Here is a 19,974-nt window from a genome sequence, read left to right as displayed (position 1 = left end):
GCCGTGAAGAGCAGTATGTTATTTCAGCATTTTTCTCCCGTCTGGACTCCCTCATCACCCTTCATCAGCGTAAGTATTGTGGTGTTGCTTCTTGGATGTTAGGGGTTGCGCTCGTAAGATTGGGCTCAGAAAGTGACGGTGCATTCGGGGAGATGAAACATGTTCTACAATAAAGAATCGGATTTCGAAGACGATCTGGTCTCGGTACTGAAGCGCCATGGATGGACCGATGGCGTGTTGGAATATCCAACTGAACAGGACCTTATCAGCAATTGGGCCAACATCCTGTTCGACAATAACAAAGGCATCGATCGATTGAATGGGCAGCGCCTTACCAAAGGTGAGATGGCGCAGATCCTCGAACAGATCGAAACATTGCGTACACCATTGGCGCTGAATTCCTTCATTAACGGTAAAACCGTATCCATTAGACGTGATAATCCCAAGGATGAGGCTCATTACGGTAAGGAAATCAGCCTGAAGATCTACGATCGGCAGGAAATAGCAGCGGGGCAAAGCCGGTACCAAATCGCAAGACAGCCTATTTATCCAGCTAAAAATAAGATGTTGAACGATCGCAGGGGAGACGTTTGCCTGCTTATCAACGGAATGCCGGTCATCCATATCGAACTGAAGAAAAGCGGCATTCCCGTAAGTCAGGCCACCAATCAAATCGCCAAATACGCGCATGAAGGCGTGTTCACCGGACTGTTCAGACTCGTACAGGTCTTCGTGGCGATGAACCCGGACGATGCCGTGTACTTCGCCAATCCCGGTGAAGGCGATTTCAACGACGATTATTTCTTCCATTGGGCTGACTACAACAATGAGCCCATAGCGGCGAACAAGCATGTCGGGCAGGATGAGTGGAAACGGTTCGCGTCGGACCTGTTGTCCATTCCCATGGCTCATCAGCTCATCGGTTTCTACACGGTCGCGGATTCCGCGGACGGATGCCTCAAAGTGCTGCGCAGCTACCAATACCAAGCGGTGAACGCCATTTTCGACCGTGTCCGCACCTGCAAATGGGACGAGCCTGTGCCGAGCGGCACTCCGGGCCGACCGGGCGGTTATGTGTGGCACACTACCGGTTCGGGCAAAACCATGACCAGTTTCAAAGCGGCGCAGCTTGTCGCCGATTCGAAGGATGCCGACAAGGTTGTCTTCCTCATGGACCGTATCGAGCTGGGCACGCAGTCATTGCTCGAATACCGTTCGTTCGCCGATGATGTCGACGATGTGCAAGGTACGGAAAATACGGATGTGCTCAAGGCGAAGCTGGCAAGCATCGACCCGAAGGACACGCTTATCGTCACGTCCATTCAGAAAATGAGTAACATCAAGGCCGGCGAAGGGCATATCACCGAAAAAGAGGTGAAAAAACTCGCAGACAAGCGCATCGTGTTCATCATCGACGAATGCCATCGCTCCACATTCGGCGAGATGCTGCAGGACATTCGCCATTCCTTCCCGAACGCGTTGTATTTCGGTTTCACAGGCACTCCGATCCATGAGGAGAACCGCAAGAAGGGCTCGACCACATCAATGGTATTCGGCGATTGCCTCCACCGGTACAGCATCGCTGATGGTATCCGCGATGGCAATGTACTCGGATTCGACCCGTACATGGTGTTGACCTACCGAGACAAGGATGTTCGCCAGGCTGTCGCGTTGCAGAAGGCGAAAGCGGCGACGGTTGAGGAAGCCCAAGCGGATCCGGCGAAAGCCGAAGTGTTCTACCATTACATGGATCTGAATCAAATGCCGATGGGTCCTATGGAAACGCAGGCCGGAGAACGTATCAAGGGCATTGAGGATTACCTGACTTCGGCGCAGTACGCGCAGGGCACCCCGCATGAGGGCAAGGTTGTGGAGGATATCCTCGACCAATTCCCATTGCTGAGCAGGGGCAACAAATTCCATGCGATGCTGGTCACGAGTTCCATTCCCGAGGCGATCAGCTATTATCGCTTGTTCAAGGAGCGTGCGCCGCAGATGCATGTGACCGCGCTGTTCGACCCCAATGTCGATAACTCCAACGGCGCAATTCTCAAAGGGGACGCGCTTCAGGAGATCATCGGCGATTACAACGAACTATTCGGCAAGGATTTCATCATCCCCACATGGCCGAAGATGAAGAAGGACATCACTGCGCGGCTTTCCCATAAGCGGCCATATCTGACGGTCGATCAGCATCGCGAGGAACGGCTGGATCTGCTGATCGTGGTCGACCAGATGCTGACGGGCTTCGATTCCAAGTGGGTCAACACGCTGTATCTCGACAAGATCATCGACTACGAGAACATTATCCAGGCGTTTAGCCGCACGAACCGACTGTTCGGGTCTGACAAGCCCTTCGGAACGATACGCTACTATCGCAAGCCGCATACCATGAAAGGGTATATCGAAGCGGCGGTGAAACTGTATTCCGGAGATAAGCCGCTTGATCTGTTTGTGCAGAAGCTGCCGGAAAACGTGCGTTTGATGGATGCACGTTTCGAAGAGATCACTTCCGTGTTTCGCGCCGAAGGCGTGGAGGATTTCATGAAGCTGCCGGAGTCCGTGGAAGCATGCCGGAAGTTCGCGAAGCTGTTCTCGGAACTCAATGATTTTCTTGAAGCCGCCAAAGTACAAGGATTTACATGGCAGCAGCGGGAATACTCCGTCACCCATGACGATGGTTCGGTGGAGGTTGTGCGGCCGGAACTCGACGAACGCACATATCTGATTCTCGTTCAGCGATACAAGGAGTTGTTTGCTGGAGATGGCGAAGGCCATAGTGAGGGTCCTGAGGCTCCATACGATCTTGATGGGCATATCACCGAAATCGACACGGGATTGATTGATACGGATTACATGAACGCCAACTTCACTAAATGGCTCAAGGCGCTTGGCGGAGGAGATACAGCCCTGTTGGCATCCGCCGAGGAGGAGCTGCATAAGTCATTCGCTTCGCTCAGTCAGGAGGAGCAACGGTACGCTGAACTGTTCATGCATGATGTGGAGCGTGGCGAGATTGAGTTGGAGGAGGGCAAAACGCTGCGCGACTACATTACGTATTATGCTAACAAAGCCAAGAACAGCCAAGTGGAGAAGATCACCAAGGCGTTTGGCGTGGATGGAGCTTTGCTCAACGAGATGATGCGGCTTGATCTTACCGAAGCGACGCTGAATGAATTTGGTCGGTTCGACCGGTTGAAAGCGTCCATCAACAAGCCTTTGGCAAAGACGTTTTTCAGCAAGCCGGATAGCTTTGTCACCCAATTCACTGCGAATCTTCTCGCCACCAAGTTGCTGAAAAGCTTTATCCTTGAAGGAGGATTCGATCTGGACGATCGTAAATAGCGGACGGTAGTAAAACAGGGGGAGAAGCATGGCGGTTGTTGACGAAGCAAAACTGGGGTATCTGGACTTTCTTTCGCGTGAGGATCGGGTACGCCACCATCGCTACGTTGAGGAAATGAAACAGTATGACATGATGCGCGCCGGCGACGTCAATGCCATTTCGGAAAGCTCGAAATTGTGGGATTCCGGACTATACGGCCATCTGTCGGACGATCCACTCAAAAACGCGAAATACCGTTTCGTTACCACCATTACCTTGGCCACGCGTTTCGCCATCGAAGGTGGCATGGACGAGGAAGACGCCTACAACGCTTCCGATCTGTACATTCAGGATCTTGACAATTGCAAGACTCCGGAAGACGTGCGCCGACTGCACGCCGACATGATGACCTTCTTTACTTGGGCCATGGCCGACATGCAGAAAACCGACACCCATTCCAAAGCCGTCAACGAATGCATGGACTACATCCACTACCATCTGCATGAGAAAATCACTGTCGCAATCCTGGCGCAGCACGTGCATTTGAATCCCACATACCTATCGGAACTATTCGCACGCGAAACGGGAACGTCATTGTCGCAATACATTACCGACAAACGTATGGAAGCCGCCGAAAACATGCTGAAATATTCGGAATACAGCTTCAATGAAATCTCGCAGATCCTCGCATACCGGTCGCAAAGCCATTTCACGAAAGTCTTCAAAAAACATAGCGGCATGACGCCGGGGGAGTATCGCAAGAAATACTCGCAAACCGGCATTTGGCCGGAATAAACTTGCGGACGGTCGCGTTTTTGCATCGTTGCAAGTGGTCCAAGTGAATCGCAAGTAACCTGTACGCGAATTTCCGTGCACAAATCGCATAAATCAGCGTACTTTGATGTGTGAAATCCCTGCAAATCAGCTACGGTGGAAACAATTCGATGACGATACGCGCGGATAACGAGTAGCGAAGCGCGTGAAGTAAGTAGGAAAAGGAAAGAAATACTATGGGAATGCCCCTTGATCTGTATGTGATTCGACACGGCGAATCCGAAGCGAACGTGATTATCAGCGCCGGCGAACAGGGCGACAATTCGTTGTACACGCAAGACAATGTGACCGTGCCGGATCGTTCGTGGAGACTCACCGCGATCGGCCGCAAGCAGGCGGACTGCATTGGACGTTGGCTGGTTTCGCAGCAGCAGCTGTTCGACCGTTATCTGGTTTCGCCGTACGTGCGAACGCGCGAGACTGCCGCCACCATGGCGTTGCCGAAAGCGAAATGGGAGGAAACTCGCGTGCTTCGTGAACGCTCTTGGGGTGAGATCAGTACCGTCACCAAAGACGATTTCAAAAACAATTATGAACGCAATTGGCTGTTCAAAAACACGGATCCGCTGTATTGGCGTCCGCCGGCAGGCGAGTCGATTGCGGATGTTGCGGAAAACCGCGTGCATAATCTGCTCACCTCGCTCAACCGCAAGTCGGATGCGGAATCCGTGGTGATGGTCAGCCATGGCGATCTCATGCTGGCATTGATGCTGACGTTGGAAGACCTTTCCGACGAGGAATTCATGCACCGTGCGGCGTCCGACGAATGGAAGATCACTAATTGTACGTGCTTCCATTATTCGCGTCGCGATCCGGCCACCGGGCGTACGTATAAGCGGTTCCGTTGGGAACAGACCGCCCGTCCGGTGTTCGACGGTGCGGAAGGTCGTTGGGTGGTGAAGGTCGAAGATTGGCGTGAATTCAAGCGTCCAGTGCTGTCGAATGGCGATTTGGTGGACGTTGTTCATGCGGTTGACCGTCACCTGTGATGTGTGTCGGTCTGTTGACTGCATGATCGGATTGGCCGATATCGACGATTGATGCCCCCATCTTGCGTACGAAACGCGCCCGTGTCCACGCCCCACTACAATGGCTATGACACGCGGCGCGTTTTTGCTTGCCGCGCAAGAGAGTTAAGGAGACAATCGCATGTCCAATCTGTTCACGTGGCAGGTCCACGGTGACGGCAAGACGCTGAAGCCGGGCGAAGTCGTTGAGCCTGACGAGCGCCTGACGTGGCCGCGCACCGCCGAAATCGGTGCGCAGCACGTCATCGCCATGTTCGGTGCCACGTTCCTGGTGCCGATTCTGACTGGTTTCGACCCGTCCACCACCCTGTTCTTTACGGCCATGTCGACCGCACTGTTCCTGCTGATCAACAAGAACGTGCTGCCGAGCTACTTGGGTTCGTCCTTCGGCTTCATCGCCCCGATCACCGCCGTCACCACGGCGAACAAGGGCATTGCCGTCGCATCCTTCGGCATTCTCGTCACCGGTTTGCTGCTGGCTCTGATCGGTGTGCTCGTGCACTTCGCGGGCGCCAAGTGGATCGACATCATCATGCCGCCGGTGGTCAACGGTGCAATCGTGGCCATCATCGGTTTCAATCTGGCTCCGAGCGTGTGGAACAACTTCCAGGTCGCTCCCGATACCGCTATCGTGACTTTGGCGGCCGTGCTGCTGGTTGCGGTGCTGTTCAAGGGTCTGCTTGGTCGACTCAACATTCTCATCGGTGTGATCATCGGTTACGCATACGCTTGCATTCGTGGTCAGGTTGACTTCTCCGCCATCGGCGATGCCGCTTGGGTTGGTCTGCCGACTTTCCACCTGCCGCAGGTTGACTTCACGATTCTGCCGATGTTCGTTCCGGTGGTGCTCGTGCTCGTCGCCGAAAACGTCGGCCACGTCAAGTCCGTTTCCCAGATGACCGGCCGCGATTATGACGACCAGATCGGCACCGCCCTGTTCGCCGACGGTCTTGGCACCACCATCGCCGGTTTCGGCGGCGGTTCCGGCACCACCACGTACGGTGAGAACATTGGTGTGATGGCAGCCACCAAGGTGTATTCCACCGCAGCCTACTGGTGCGCGGCTGGTTTCGCACTGCTGCTGAGCCTGTGTCCGAAGTTCGGTGCCATCATCAACACGATTCCGGCTGGCGTGCTCGGTGGCGTGACCACTCTGCTGTACGGCATGATCGGCATGGTTGGTATCCGTATTTGGGTTGAGAACAAGGTCAACTTCGACAAGCCGCTGAACATCATGGTGGCCGCAATCACCATGATCATCGCCATCGGCCAGTTCGCGTTCGCCTTCAATGGCATTTCCTTCAACGGCATCGCCATCGGCACCATCGTGATCCTCGTCTCCTACCACGGCTTGAAGGCCATCGGCAAGGCCACCGGCACGATCGACAAGAACGACCCTGACATCCTGTGATGCAATAATCATTTGCATCGTTCTGAAGGCCCTTCCCAAACGTTCCCTGTTCCGGAAGGGCCTTTTGCGTACGCCTGTGTAGCTTTCGCGTGTGCAAGGCATTAGAGATGCGATGAGGATATGACGATTATTGAGAAGTTTCAAGATGAAAGCATACGTCGGAGTCTTCATCGATAGGGCATCTCTGAAATTTGGTTGTACGGGTCTATGGCTCATGGGGATACGAAATATGTGGACTCGCTGAAAACGGTGTTGAATGTGTTACGTCAATCGTTTGACTTCATGTGGGGTTGAATGGGTATGATGATGCAAAAGGGGTTGTGTCCATTTTTGAATGAAGGAGTTCATCATATGAGTACCGCAGACGGAAAGAAAATCGCCATCGTCACCGGTTCCGCGCTTGGATTGGGATATGAGCTGGCTCGACAGCTGATCGCCAAGGGATGGTTCGTTGCCGGTATTGATTTCAATGGCGTACGTCAGGCGGAGTTGTCGAAGACTTTTGCTGCCGACGAATACAGAGCTTTTGTGGGCGATATTTCCGACGAATCGTTCGTGAAGAACTCCGTTGCCGCAATCTCGAAAATCGGTCATATCGATTTGCTGATCAACAATGCAGGCCAGCCTTCGTTCAAAGTCCCGACCGCATACGAGGCGGCCGACGTGGACAAGTGCCTGAAGGGTCTGAAAGGCATGGTGCTGTGGAGCGTGGAAACCCTGAAGGCGGACGGCGAGCGGGATCTCAAAATCGCCAACGTCATGTCTACCGCGGCGACGCGAGGCAACCCCAACGAATCCGTGTACTGCGCCACCAAGTGGGGCGAGAAGGGCTACACCAAGAGTTTGCAGGCCGCATACAAGGGAACAAGTGTGAAAATCGTGGGTGTCTATCCAGGTGGCATCGACACCTCATTCTACCGTGACAGCCATGACTACGTTTCGGAAGAAAAGCAGCATACCTTCATGCGTGCCGACCAACTGGCCGAAGTGATTCTGTTCAATCTGGTCAACGAAGCGAATTTGACCGTCACCGACATCGAAATCAACCGCAATCCGGCGTGAATATAACGGATATGAAGGATTGAAGGAACGTAAGCAAAAGTATTGGGCATAGGCTACAGTTATCAGGTTTGCGCAACGTGCGTAATATTTGACATGAAAGGCCATTGTGCCCGATACCGTTTTTGATGAAGATACCCTCGCAGCCGCTTCCGAAGCGATGGGCGAGGAAGAGGAACGTCCGTTGACGTTCGCCGAACTCGGCGTTCCTGGTCCGCTGGTCCGCGTGCTTGCGGCCGATGACAAGAAAACCGCTTTCCCGATTCAGGCCGACACGCTTCCCGATTCGTTGGCTGGGCGAGACATTCTTGGCCGTGGTCGCACTGGATCCGGCAAGACGCTGGCATTTTCGATTCCGCTGGTCGCTCGCTTGGGCGAAGTGGATGCCGGCGAGTATGAGAACATGAGCCAGTTCCGCCACGAGGTCAATCGTGTGAAGCAGGCCCATGCCGAGGAACGTCGTGCCGACGATTTCGTGCCGCATCCACGTGGTCTGGTGCTTGCTCCGACCCGTGAGCTCGCCAACCAGATCAACGATGTGCTCATGCCGCTCGCCCAGATCTACGGCATCAACACCACCACCGTGTACGGCGGTGTGCGTTATGCCCGCCAGATCCGTGACCTTCAGGCCGGTGCCGATATTGTGGTGGCCTGCCCGGGTCGTCTTGAGGATTTGATCGAACAGGGCGCGCTCACCTTGGACAAGGTTGAGGTAGCGGTTATTGATGAGGCCGACGAAATGGCCGATATGGGCTTCCTCCCGCCAGTCAAGCGACTGCTCGGCCAGATTTCGTTCGACGCGCAGATCATGCTGTTCTCCGCCACGCTCGACCATGGCGTGGACGAAGTGGTGGAAACCTTCCTGTCTGATCCGAAGGTGCATAGCGTCGATTCCGCGACGGCGACCGTTGACGAGATGACCCACCATGTGTTCAAAACCACGCAGGGCAACCGTCACGAGCTGGTGCGCACCCTCGCTTCCGGCAAGGGCCGTCGCATTCTGTTCACCCGTACCAAATTCCAGACGCAGAAGCTTGCCAAGGATTTAACGCAGAACGGCATTCCTGCGGCCGAATTGCACGGCAATCTGAGCCAGAACCAGCGTGACCGCAATCTGGCCGCCTTCAACTCCGGCGATGTGAACGTTATGGTGGCCACCGATGTGGCCGCGCGAGGCATCGACGTTTCCGGTGTGGAACTCGTGGTGCAGGTCGAACCGCCGGAAGATCCGAAATCCTTCCTGCATCGTTCCGGACGAACCGCGCGAGCCGGCCATTCCGGTGACGTGGTGACCATCATTCTGCCGAACCAGCGCCGCAGGACCCGTCGCATGATGCGTGAGGCCGGACTGACGGTCGAACCGATCGATGTGACCCCTGATTCGCCGGAAGTGTTGGAACTCGTAGGCGAAGTGGCCGAGCCGGTGTTCGGCTGGACGCTTGAGCAGTCGCAGCCGGCAGGAAATCCGCGCCGTAGGAAGAACGGCAAGGGGAGTGCCGACGGCGAACGTTCCGGCAGATCAAACCGTTCCGGCGGGCGTAACAAGGATCGCGGCAAAGACAAGGGCGGTAAGCCGTTTAAGTCCGAACGTAAGGATCGTCGCGATCGCGACCAGCGTGAGGAGCGTAACGACAGCGCGAAGAAGTTCGAGCCGAAGAAGAACCGTGCGGAACGCCGTGCCGCCAAGTTCGAAGGTCGTGACAATCGTGAATTCGAAGCGCGTGAACATCGTTGGGAACATCCTGAAATTCAAGAGGAACGCCGCGAACAGCACGAGGAAAAGCGCAACAGCAAGCGTCGTGAAAAGTATGCGCGCCTGCATGAGCAGCAGCGCAGCGACAACGAGCAGCGCGAAACGACGAACAAGCGTAGGAACGACGGCGATTACGGCAATACCGACAATCGCAGGAAACTGGGAAAGAAGAAGTCCGGACAGCTTGCGAAAAAGCAGGGTGCGCCAAGCAAGAAGCAGCGCAAGTCTGAAGCCCGTGCCGAACGTCAGTATGACGATAATCGTCGGTCCAAAGGCAAGAAGCATGACGAACGTTCCTCGGATGCGAAACGCTATGACCGTCATACGGAAGTCAAGCGTGGCGGCCGTGGCGAACGTCACGACAAGCATGCAGGGCAGTCACGCCATCGCCATGCGAACATCAGGAAAGCGCCATTCCGCACGCGTTGATCGCTGAAAAGCAAAATCAAAGCTCGCGTAGCTGGTAAACAATAGAAAACGGTGTCCGCCATGGTATATGAACACGTGGCGAACGCCGTTTTCTGTTAAATCTGATTGTCTATTAATTGCTTGGCTATATGAAAAGTTGTTCAGCCTGCGATCGGATTGTATTGATCGTCTGCAGTGAAGCACTTACGGTATGCCATCACCATAATGAGACTGTCGGCCAGAAGCGTTAACGCGGCGATGGCCGCAAGAATCAGGAACTGGTATTTCGCCGCGTCGATAGGATTGCCGCCGGCGATGATCTGACCGGCCATCATGCCAGGCACCGTCACAATGCCGCTGGAAGCCAGCGAGGCGGTAGTCGGCAGCAAACCCAAACGAATCGACGAGACGATGGACGGGCGTGCGGCCTCCCAAGCGGTCGCGCCCAACGCCAGCAGCGTATCCACTTCGTCACGGCGTTCCTTCATGCTTTCGAAGAACCGGCTCAACCCAACCGCCAAAGCGGACACGGTATTGCCGAGCAGCATGCCGGTCAACGGTACCACCAATTGCGGTGCATACCATGGTTGCGGGCGAATGATCAATTCGGTGACCAACGAAATCATAATGAGCATGGTGATGACCAAGCTCAAAAACACGGGACCGGCCAGGCCTTTCGGCACACCTTTGGCACGAGACAGGGTGATTTGCACGGCCGCGATCAGCATGAACATCACCAGCAACAGCACCAGCCATGGATTGTTCGACTTGATGACGAACTCCATAATGAAACCCATGGCGCACAATTGCAGCAACGCACGGCACGCCGACCATAGCAGTGTCTTGCCAATGCCCATGCGCATCGCTTCGGAAATGCCTGCGGCCACGGCGACCATAACCAATGCGATAAGCAGACCCCAAATATCAATGGAATAGTAATTGCCGCTCATGCCTGCACTCCTTGCACCGAATCGGACTGTGCCGCGAAATCATTGGAATCATTGGTTGCTGCGGTGTGCGGAGCATTCGCACTCTGCAATACGCCATTGGCCAGTGTGAGAATGCGTGTGGCACGCCCATCCGGCGGGCGATGGCGAATACGAATCACCGCCATGCCCCGCTCTGCGGCCTGAGCCATGATGGATGCCACCTTATCGGCGTTCTCATCATCCAAACCGGCATCAACCTCATCGGCAAGCAGCACTTTCGGCGAAGTAAGCAAGGTGCGCGCCAAACTCACACGGGCGGCCTGGCCTCCAGACAAGTCATGCGGAGCACGCCCCAAATCAATATCCGCGCAGCCAATGGCGTCAAGCGTGGCTCGAATGCGAGCATCCGGCAGTAGATCTGTGGGTTTGAGAGACTTACCGGCCGACCATTTCCTGCCGAATCCTTGCTTGCCTTCGCCCGCACGGATAGCCAATGTGAACGGTAAACGAATCGCCTCGGCCACACTCGAACCGATCAATACCGGCTTCTGCGGCAAATACGCCACCTGACTACGCCACTGCTGCGGTGTGAATTCGCTGGCAGGGCGCCCTTCAAGCTGAAAATTGCCGTTCGCATTCGGATTCAATCGTGCAAAAGCGGTAAGCAGACTACTCTTGCCCGATCCGGAAGGGCCGACCAAATCCATAATCTCACCATGCTTCACATCAACGGATAATCCGCTGAAAATCGTGCGTTTCTCACCGTCGACCGGCACGACACAGGAAACATTCGACGCCGAAAAAACATACTGCATAGTCCAACACCATACCGCTTGACTGCCGGTCGGGAGCATTGGATGTGTTTCTTAGAGTATTCTAAGCTGGAATCATATTATTTGACCAAACCATTGGAACGTGCGTTCGAGGCATGATCGGCAAAGGCAAGAACGCTGCCTAAGAGCATCATCCATTCAGCTTGCTCACAGTATTTTTCGTCGGTATTCCAAGGAAAATCAGCCTCAAGGATGAGGTCGTGCCAACGTTTCATGGACTACAACTGGCACATTGGAAATGAAGAATATGAAAGCAAGAAGTGAGCATGCGTGCATGGTTGATGAACATAAGCTTGGTGGATGGCTGGTTTCCGGCAACGTTGTTTTCGATAACCGCGGTGCTGGCGGCGATACTGTTGGGTATTGCAATATGGGAGACGGTTGGCGGAAGCCGTGGCGGCGGTAAACGTGCAATTGCCGTAGTTGCACGTCCGATGGTGATTGCGGTTATTGCCGGCATTGTCGGATTGGTGATTGCCTGGTTGCTGTCGGACGTGTTTGTGGTGTTCGGTGTTGAGCTGGGTCCGCGTGTGATCGCATGGTCTGGTTGCGGTTGCGCGATCATCGGATTCGCGGTCAGTCATGCGATGCTGCATAGGGGAGCGTTGCGTGCCGTCGCCGTAATATTGGTGGCATGCGCAGTGCTTTCCGCCGCCACCGGCATCGATCAGGCATATGGAGAATATGCCACCATCGGATCACTGTTCGGCCAAGACACCTATCACGAAGCCGACCTGACGGGAATGGCGAAACGCAGCGATTTGATTAGCGTCACGCAATGGAAGCAGGAAAAAGCAGACGGTAGCGTCAGCAATATTCCCGCACATGGCGAAGTCAGTAAAGTAAATATTCCAGCCACGACATCGCATTTCGAAGCGCGAAAGGCGCTGGTATATCTGCCGCCTGCAGCGCTTGCCACAGCCAAACACAAGCCGGCGTTGCCGGTCATACTGATGATGAGCGGCCAGCCGGGCTCTCCGGGACGCGTGTTTGCCGCGGGCGGCATTCAAACCATGATGGACGATTACGCGCAGCATCATGGCGGACTCGCACCCATTGTTATTGCGGCCGACCAGTTGGGAGACGATTCACATAACACCCTATGCGTGGATTCGCCGGTGTACGGCAATGCGTTGACCTACTTGACGAAAGACGTGGTCAACTGGGTGAAAGCCAATCTTCCGGCGGCACAGCAAGCGCAGGATTGGGCAATCGCAGGTTTTTCACAGGGGGCCACATGTTCGCTGCAGATCGGTGCGAACCATCCGAATCTGTTCGGTACCATCATTCCCACCGATAGCGAACTCAAACCGACCAATGGCAGTGAAAGCAGTATGATCAGCCGATTCTTCCAAGGTGATCGTGCCGCGTATGAAAACCAGATTCCCGTCAACGCCATTCGCAACCATGCGCCTTCAACCCAGACGCTTGTTATCGGCGCGGGGGAGCGTGACCGCGAGTCCGTGCGCAATGTCGAACGCATCGTACCGGTTGCTCAACAGGCGGGCATGCATGTTACGGCAGTCGAATCGCTTGGCAATGCGCATGACTGGCATGCCGTGCAAGACACGCTGTGGTACGGACTTGCCGTATTCGGCTACAACACGGGACTGAGCGATGCCAAGCCGAAATTGGTCGACTATCCGAATCTCAAACGCATTTCAATCTGAATCATCGAACGGAAGTACTGTATTATGACGCAATCGCAGGAATCAACAGTGAAACCATTATTTGGCTTTCGTGCGCTTATGGCCGATCTTGCCGCCTGGATTCGTGAGCATCGCATGACCTTGGGGTTTGTGCTGTTCATCACGCTGTTCAATGTCGGCATGCAGCTCGTATGCGGCATCAGACATACGCAATTTCCGCCGCAATTGTCGCGCGTGAGTTTTGACGCGCTCGCGCATGGGCGCTGGTATACCGCGCCGATTTCACTGCTGTCGGTGCCTCAGTTGGGGCGTCTGCTGATCGACATTCCACTGATACTCATCGCATTCGGCTTATGCGAAACGGTGATTGGAAAGGCGAAGACGGCATGGGTGTCGCTGATCACCACGCTTGGCGGCATAGCGCTCGGCATGGGGGTATGTTCGCTGTTCGCAGGCAAAAGTCCGCAATGGCATGCGATTTCGCATGATGGTGCGATTTTGGGGCCGCTGGTTGTAGTGGTGGGCACGCTGATGTGTGCCAGCGCGTTCACCGCCATGCTGTGGCGTCGGCGTATTCGTGTGATCGGCTATAGCGTGGTGCTGATCCTGTTCCTGTACCGTGGCGAAGCCGGCGATTATTGTTTGCTGGCTGCCGCGCTGATCGGTCATGTGCTTGGTTATTTGATGGCGTCCGAGAGTCAAGGTGATGTGTATAGGCATGGTGCCTTGTACGAGATGCGCAGGCTGATTGGTATGGCTGCCGGCGTACAGGCGGTCGGTTCGCTGGTGGCTGTTTCCTCAAGGCAGTCATTCGGTTTGCTGTCCATGTTCGGCCTGTTGACGGGCTCCACGGAATTCGATACGGAACAGGTGTTGGATTGCCTCAACGGTTCCTCACATGCCAACTGTTTCGCGCAATATCGCATGATGCGATTCACCATGCCCGGAAACTGGCTGGTGTCGTTGATGCCGACGCTGATGCTGCTGTTGATCGCATGGGGTCTGTACCGCGGACGCCGCATTGCCGCCGTGTTAAGCGTGCTGTTCAACGCGTGCACGGTGGTATTTGCGATGCTGTTCTATGTGATGCTTCCGCTGCGAAATGTTGGCGATTCGCAGGCTGATGCGTTGCCTGCGTTGGTTCGTCACGGTGCGTTTCACGCAATGTTTTCCACTATGGCATTGCCATTGATTTTTATCGTTATCGTCATTGCGTTCCGTCAGTGTTTTATGATTCGCACCAGAAGTGAGATTATGTTGCGCGCTGCGGCAGGTGCATTGTCGGCTTTTCTGTTGTTGGGATTGATGTATGTCGGGTATGGGCTTGCCTCTCCCGAGGATTTCAACGAAAGTCCGCAATTGATTGCATTGCTTGCCGATTATGTGCAACGATTGTTGCCGATCGGACTGCTGAGTGCGATCGAACCTGAGTTTGTACCCGTCGGGCAAATCTCCGTGCTGGTATATCAGTGCGTCGGTCCGGTGTTTTGGGTTATCGCCCTGCTGTGTGTTTGGGATTGTTTGCGGGATCGTTCCATGGTGAATGACGCTTCGCGCCATCATGTTGACGCGATTATTCCGCTTGGCGGCGAATCCATGTCATTCATGGCAACTTGGGAAGGCAATGATTATTGGTTTTCTGCAACCGGACGTTCCGCAATCGCCTATCGAGTGTCGTATGGCATCGCATTGACGGTGACAGGACCATTCGGAGATCCACACGAATATGCGGAAGATCTCACTGATTTCGCAACATTCTGCGCGCAGCATTCCTGGACGCCCGTATTTTACAGCGTACACGAGTCGCAGCGAGCCGAACTCGCCAAAGCCGGATGGGATTCACTTGACGTCGGCACGGAAATGATCGTCAATCCCAACGAATGGCAGACCCGAGGCAAGAAATGGCAGGACGTGCGCACCGCCATCAACAAAGCCAAACGAGACGGCATCACCGACGTGCTCACCACTTTCAAGGAAGCACCCTTCTCAGTGCAAACGCAAATTCGTGAGATTTCCGCACAGTGGGCCGGCAAAAAGGCTCTGCCGGAAATGGGATTCACCCTGGGCGGCGTCGACGAACTGATCGACTCCCGGGTGCGCCTGCTCTACGCGGTCGACGGCAACGGCAAAGTCCTTGGCGTAACCAGCTGGCTGCCCACCTATCGTGACGGCACAATCATCGGTTGGACGCTTGACTTCATGAGGCACCGTACCGACAGCGTCAACGGCATCATGGAATTCCTGATTGCACGCATGGCTGAACGACTACGTGACGAAGACAACGTGGAATTCATGAGCCTATCGGCGGCGCCACTAGCCGGCATGGGATCCAGCGAAAGCGAACACGAGGAAAGCGAAGTGTTGCGTCATGCACTGCAAATGGTCGCAGACATCATGGAACCAGCATACGGATTCCACTCACTGTTCCGTTTCAAACTGAAATTCCACCCCGACGAAGAGAAAGTGTATATCTGCTATCCCGATGCGGCCAAACTGCCGCAAATATCGCTTGCTGTGGCGCAGGCCTACGTGCCATCACTCACACCTGCCGAAGCTATGCGTTTTGTGCGCACCATCACGCCACATGATTGACGATACGTCAGATTTGGCATGGTATCAGCTTTGACAGGATGTCAGACTTGAGACGGTCCATGGTTCTGGGGTAGCTCGGGTCTACACTAAAGAACGGTTCATAAAGTACTACTTTTCCTGATGGAAGGGGTCAGCATGTCAGCTGAAGCAAACGTCGGCGTAGTCGGTCTTGCCGCAATGGGCGGTAGCCTCGCGCGTAACCTCGCACACCACGGCAACAAAGTGGCCGTGTTCAACCGCTCCTACGGTCGTACCGAAAAGCTCATGAACGAACACGGCAGCGAAGGCGAATTCTTCCCGGCAAAAACCCTCGAAGAGTTCGTGGACAGCCTCGTCAAGCCGCGTACCGCCATCATCATGGTCAAGGCCGGAGAGCCGACCGACGCCATGATCAACGCGCTCGCCGACCTGATGGAACCGGGCGACATCATCGTCGACGCAGGCAACGCCTACTTCCCGGACACCATTCGTCGCGAGAAGGAAATCAGCGCTCGCGGCTTGCATTTCGTCGGATGCGGCGTGTCCGGTGGTGAGGAAGGCGCTCTGCTTGGACCTTCCATGATGCCGGGCGGCTCCGAAGAATCCTGGAAGACGCTGAAGCCGATTTTCGAATCCATCGCAGCAAAGGCCGAAGGTGATCCGTGCGTCACACATATCGGACTTAACGGTGCCGGCCACTTCGTCAAGATGGTGCACAATGGCATCGAATACTCCGATATGCAGCTCATCGCCGAAAGCTACGATCTGATGCGTCGCGGCCTTGGCATGACCCCGGCTGAGATCGGTGACGTGTTCGAAGAGTGGAACAAGACCGAACTTGACTCCTACCTGATCGAAATCACCGCCGAAGTGCTGCATCAGGTCGACAAGAAGACCGGCAAGCCGCTGGTTGATCTGATCGTCGATCATGCTGGCATGAAGGGCACTGGCACGTGGACCGTGCAGACCGCACTGTCTCTGGCCGTTCCGGTCACCGGCATTGCCGAGGCCGTGTTCGCCCGTGGTCTTTCCTCCGAAGCTGATCTGCGTGAGGAAGCCGCCAAGCAGGGCTTCAATGGCCCTGACGGCAAGCTGAACCTCACCGACGATGAGAAGAAGGCCTTCATCGAAGACATCCGTCAGGCACTCTACGCTTCCAAGATTGTCGCCTACGCCCAGGGCTTCAACGAGATCACTACTGCCGCCGAAGAATATGGATGGGATATCGATCTGGCTGCCGTGTCACGCATCTGGCGTGGCGGCTGCATCATCCGTGCGAAGTTCCTCAACCGTATTTCCGAAGCGTTCGAATCCGGTGAGGCTAACGTGTCGCTGCTGTTTGCCCCGTACTTCAAGAACGCCATCGAAACCGCCGAAAACTCGTGGCGCAACGTGGTGGCCGAAGCCGCGCGCAATGGCTTGCCGACTCCGGCTTTCGCATCGTCCCTGTCGTACTTCGACGGCTTGCGTTCCCCGCGCCTGCCTGCCGCTCTGATTCAGGGTCAGCGCGACTATTTCGGCGCTCACACCTACCAGCGTGTGGATCAGCCGGGCGCATTCCACACCCTGTGGGCTGAGCCGGGTCGCGAAGAAATCGAAGCCTGATAGCGATTTCGTAACGAAACCAATACGCTGATGAACGTAACGAGCCGCACGCTTTATGAAAAAGTGTGCGGCTCGTTACATGAAGGCGGGTCTGTCCAGGCGTGAAGGCTCCATTGAGTTGCCTGGCGAATCATCAGCGATGTTGGTTGTGCGGATCGCCCCCGTTCATGACTGCGGCGACCCGTCGAGTCAGGGCGCGGGGGAGCAGCCGTTCCGCGGTCGCTCCGGCTTTGGTGAGATAGCCATGGTAGGCAAGCGTGCGCTCCTGCTTCATCTTTCGATAAGCATAGACGGCAAGCTGGTAGGCGGTGGCCGGTTTGGTCAGTGTAAAGAAATTCATGCCACGCATGTTCGCAGCCTTGGCGAACCCCGTGGATGTTGGCCCCGGGCATACGCAGGTCACACTCACTCCGGTATCGTGCAGCTCATACGCCACCGCTTCGGAAAGAGAGCGCACGAACGCCTTCGACGCGAAATACATCGCCATATACGGGCCTGCCATCATCGAAGCTACAGAGGAAATATTCAAGATTCTGCCGTGTCCGTGTGCCCGCATGTCACGACCATAACGGTACGTAAGCTCAGCCAACGCGGCCATATTGAGCTGCATCATCTCATGCTGACGAAGCCAGTCGGCGTCAAGAAAACCCGTCCAATCCGCAAAACCGGCGTTATTGACGAGATGATCCACCTCAAAATCCTGCGAAACCGTGTAATCGTGCAACTTTTGCGGTGCGTCAGACTCGCTTAAATCAAGTGCGACCGTTTCCACATGCACGCCATAGCGATGTTCCAGCGTGCGTTTCACTTCATCGAGCTTGCTTTGCCTGCGTGCCGTGATGATGAGATCATGCCCGTCGGCCGCAAACAATGCCGCCATTTCGCGTCCAATACCACTCGAAGCCCCCGTTATCAACGCATATGCCATAAGACCACCTTCCTTAAGTATTGATGTTCATGGTAGTCAATGCGCATGCAGTAACGCCATTTGCAACGCAACGGTCCGGAACTTTTCGACTGGGCTGACTGATTGACAGTTTTCATGCACTTCTCGCATAGAAAGCAATACATCATTTACATTGGTTATTTTGGTTTGGTTCGTTCACAATGGGTGCGTCAGCATGAACGCGAAAGAACCGGCATGGAATGTCCGAAAGGCCATGTTTTTGAACTTATGCAACAGGGCGGCCTGACCGACAAAGTCATTAAAATGCATGTTGTGAAACCATGATCATTCACAGCTTACATTTGACTTCGTCCACTTGAAGTCCTTAAGTTTGATGGCATGACTTACGATTTCGACACTCCCATAGACCGCTCCGGAACATATTCGCTCAAGTGGGAAGAGGCGGGGGACGCGCTGCCCATGTGGGTGGCGGATATGGAATTTCAAACCGCTCCACAGATCCGAGTCGCATTGCAACAGCGTCTTGACCACGGTATTTTCGGATATTCGATTGTTCCTCCTGAATGGAATCAGGCATATGTTAACTGGTGGCGCCGTAGGCACAATCTTGATATCGACCCGGAATCGTTGGTATTTTGCACCGGCGTGGTGCCGGCAATCTCCAGTATGGTACGAAAACTCACCACTGCCAACGAGAATGTGCTTATCCAAACTCCGGTCTACAACATTTTCTTCAATTCGATTATCAATAATGGATGCCGAGTGCTTGAATCGCCATTGGAATATGACGGTTCCGGACATTACTCCATCAACTGGGCCGATCTGGAATCCAAGTTGGCTGATCCGCAAACCACGCTGATGATTCTGTGCAATCCGCACAATCCCGTAGGCCGAATCTGGGATCGCGACACCCTCGCACACATAGGCGAGCTCTGCTGGAACAATCATGTGACCGTAATCAGCGACGAAATTCATTGTGATCTTACCGATCCGGGATATGATTACGTGCCCTTTGCCTCGGTGAGTGAGCGGTGCGCAATGAACTCCGTGACCTGCATGGCACCGACCAAAACGTTCAATATCGCCGGTCTTAACACGGCTGCCGTAATGATCCCGAATCCCGTGCTGAGGCATAAAGTATGGCGTGCGCTCAATACCGATGAAGTGGCCGAGCCGAACGCTTTCGCCATGACCGCCACGCTCACCGCCTTCAACGAAAGCGCGCCATGGCTTGAGGAATTGCGCGCATATCTGGCCGACAACAAAGCCGAAGCGCGAGCCATGATCGACGAATACAACGATTCCGCCGCACCGGAACGACGCATCACCTTGATCGAAAGCCATGCCACCTACCTGCTGTGGGTCGATTGTTCGAAACTGACGCACGATACCGCTCTGTTGTGCGAACATCTCAAACGCAATCACCGGGTGATGTTCTCCGAAGGTGCCGAATATGGCGGCAATGGGCGTGATTTCATCCGCATCAATGTGGCTTGCCCGCGAAGCACCATGCGAGAAGGATTCAGCCGTCTGTTCGCCGGATTATGTGATTTTTCTGCGGATTAATATAGCGGCTATCGATTGTGACATTACTCACAGCTGCCAAGGAACGGCTGGTTTTGTGGGTTTTCACAAAATATGGAAAGGACGTTTTTCGGATGG

Annotated in this window: 14 protein-coding genes; 11 read left to right on the top strand and 3 right to left on the bottom strand. The window is 54.8% G+C overall.

The window, feature by feature from the left end:
• The first annotated feature begins 159 nt into the window (after positions 1 to 159).
• The 6 genes from WMO36_RS05380 (at position 160) to WMO36_RS05355 (ending at position 9,839) form a co-directional block, all read left to right on the top strand.
• Entirely contained in the window at positions 160 to 3,345 is a 3,186-nt protein-coding gene (locus WMO36_RS05380; protein ID WP_349077061.1) for a type I restriction endonuclease subunit R, EcoR124 family, read from the top strand.
• A 28-nt stretch (positions 3,346 to 3,373) separates the two neighbouring features.
• Positions 3,374 to 4,120 carry a helix-turn-helix domain-containing protein gene (locus WMO36_RS05375; protein WP_349077059.1) on the top strand — a complete coding sequence of 249 codons (747 nt, stop codon included), beginning with the start codon at positions 3,374 to 3,376 and terminating at the stop codon, positions 4,118 to 4,120.
• Between the two features lie 215 nt (positions 4,121 to 4,335).
• A complete protein-coding gene (locus WMO36_RS05370) occupies positions 4,336 to 5,148 on the top strand; it encodes a histidine phosphatase family protein (RefSeq protein ID WP_349077057.1) in 813 nt (270 codons plus the stop codon).
• Between the two features lie 160 nt (positions 5,149 to 5,308).
• On the top strand, positions 5,309 to 6,598 hold the full coding sequence (locus WMO36_RS05365) for a uracil-xanthine permease family protein (RefSeq protein WP_271745538.1): 1,290 nt from the start codon (positions 5,309 to 5,311) through the stop codon (positions 6,596 to 6,598).
• Between the two features lie 351 nt (positions 6,599 to 6,949).
• Complete coding sequence (locus tag WMO36_RS05360; protein WP_349077055.1) at positions 6,950 to 7,660, top strand: SDR family NAD(P)-dependent oxidoreductase; 711 nt, start codon at positions 6,950 to 6,952, stop codon at positions 7,658 to 7,660.
• 106 nt (positions 7,661 to 7,766) lie between these two features.
• On the top strand, positions 7,767 to 9,839 hold the full coding sequence (locus tag WMO36_RS05355; protein WP_022245517.1) for a DEAD/DEAH box helicase: 2,073 nt from the start codon (positions 7,767 to 7,769) through the stop codon (positions 9,837 to 9,839).
• Positions 9,840 to 9,979: 140 nt separating this feature from the next.
• On the opposite strand, the gene WMO36_RS05350 is transcribed toward WMO36_RS05355, so the two are convergent.
• Together WMO36_RS05350 and WMO36_RS05345 are read right to left on the bottom strand one after the other, a co-directional pair.
• A complete protein-coding gene (locus tag WMO36_RS05350) occupies positions 9,980 to 10,768 on the bottom strand; it encodes an ABC transporter permease (protein WP_022245518.1) in 789 nt (262 codons plus the stop codon).
• Complete coding sequence (locus WMO36_RS05345; RefSeq protein WP_349077052.1) at positions 10,765 to 11,562, bottom strand: ABC transporter ATP-binding protein; 798 nt, start codon at positions 11,560 to 11,562, stop codon at positions 10,765 to 10,767. The genes WMO36_RS05350 and WMO36_RS05345 overlap by 4 nt, the downstream gene beginning before the upstream one ends.
• Positions 11,563 to 11,846: 284 nt before the next feature.
• On the opposite strand from WMO36_RS05345, the gene WMO36_RS05340 reads away from it, so the two are divergent.
• The 3 genes from WMO36_RS05340 to gnd all read left to right on the top strand — a co-directional run bounded on the left by WMO36_RS05340 (position 11,847) and on the right by gnd (position 17,405).
• Positions 11,847 to 13,250, top strand: a complete 1,404-nt coding sequence (locus tag WMO36_RS05340) for an alpha/beta hydrolase (protein WP_349077051.1) — start codon at positions 11,847 to 11,849, stop codon at positions 13,248 to 13,250.
• Positions 13,251 to 13,274: 24 nt separating this feature from the next.
• On the top strand, positions 13,275 to 15,821 hold the full coding sequence (locus WMO36_RS05335) for a bifunctional lysylphosphatidylglycerol flippase/synthetase MprF (RefSeq protein ID WP_144171305.1): 2,547 nt from the start codon (positions 13,275 to 13,277) through the stop codon (positions 15,819 to 15,821).
• A gap of 135 nt (positions 15,822 to 15,956) precedes the next feature.
• Complete coding sequence (gene gnd / locus WMO36_RS05330) at positions 15,957 to 17,405, top strand: NADP-dependent phosphogluconate dehydrogenase (protein ID WP_099570721.1); 1,449 nt, start codon at positions 15,957 to 15,959, stop codon at positions 17,403 to 17,405.
• Positions 17,406 to 17,538: 133 nt separating this feature from the next.
• On the opposite strand, the gene WMO36_RS05325 is transcribed toward gnd, so the two are convergent.
• Positions 17,539 to 18,333 carry an SDR family NAD(P)-dependent oxidoreductase gene (locus WMO36_RS05325; RefSeq protein ID WP_144164599.1) on the bottom strand — a complete coding sequence of 265 codons (795 nt, stop codon included), beginning with the start codon at positions 18,331 to 18,333 and terminating at the stop codon, positions 17,539 to 17,541.
• A gap of 102 nt (positions 18,334 to 18,435) precedes the next feature.
• Between WMO36_RS05325 and WMO36_RS05320 the strand changes: the two genes are divergently transcribed.
• Positions 18,436 to 18,636: a hypothetical protein gene (locus WMO36_RS05320; RefSeq protein ID WP_144164601.1), complete on the top strand. Its 201-nt coding sequence runs from the start codon at positions 18,436 to 18,438 to the stop codon at positions 18,634 to 18,636.
• 54 nt (positions 18,637 to 18,690) lie between these two features.
• On the top strand, positions 18,691 to 19,878 hold the full coding sequence (locus WMO36_RS05315) for a MalY/PatB family protein (protein WP_349077048.1): 1,188 nt from the start codon (positions 18,691 to 18,693) through the stop codon (positions 19,876 to 19,878).
• The last annotated feature ends 96 nt before the right edge of the window (positions 19,879 to 19,974 follow it).

This window comes from Bifidobacterium hominis (assembly GCF_040095915.1).
GTDB classification, from domain to species: Bacteria; Actinomycetota; Actinomycetes; order Actinomycetales; family Bifidobacteriaceae; genus Bifidobacterium; species Bifidobacterium hominis.
This window is presented reverse-complemented; position numbering and strand designations above follow the sequence as displayed.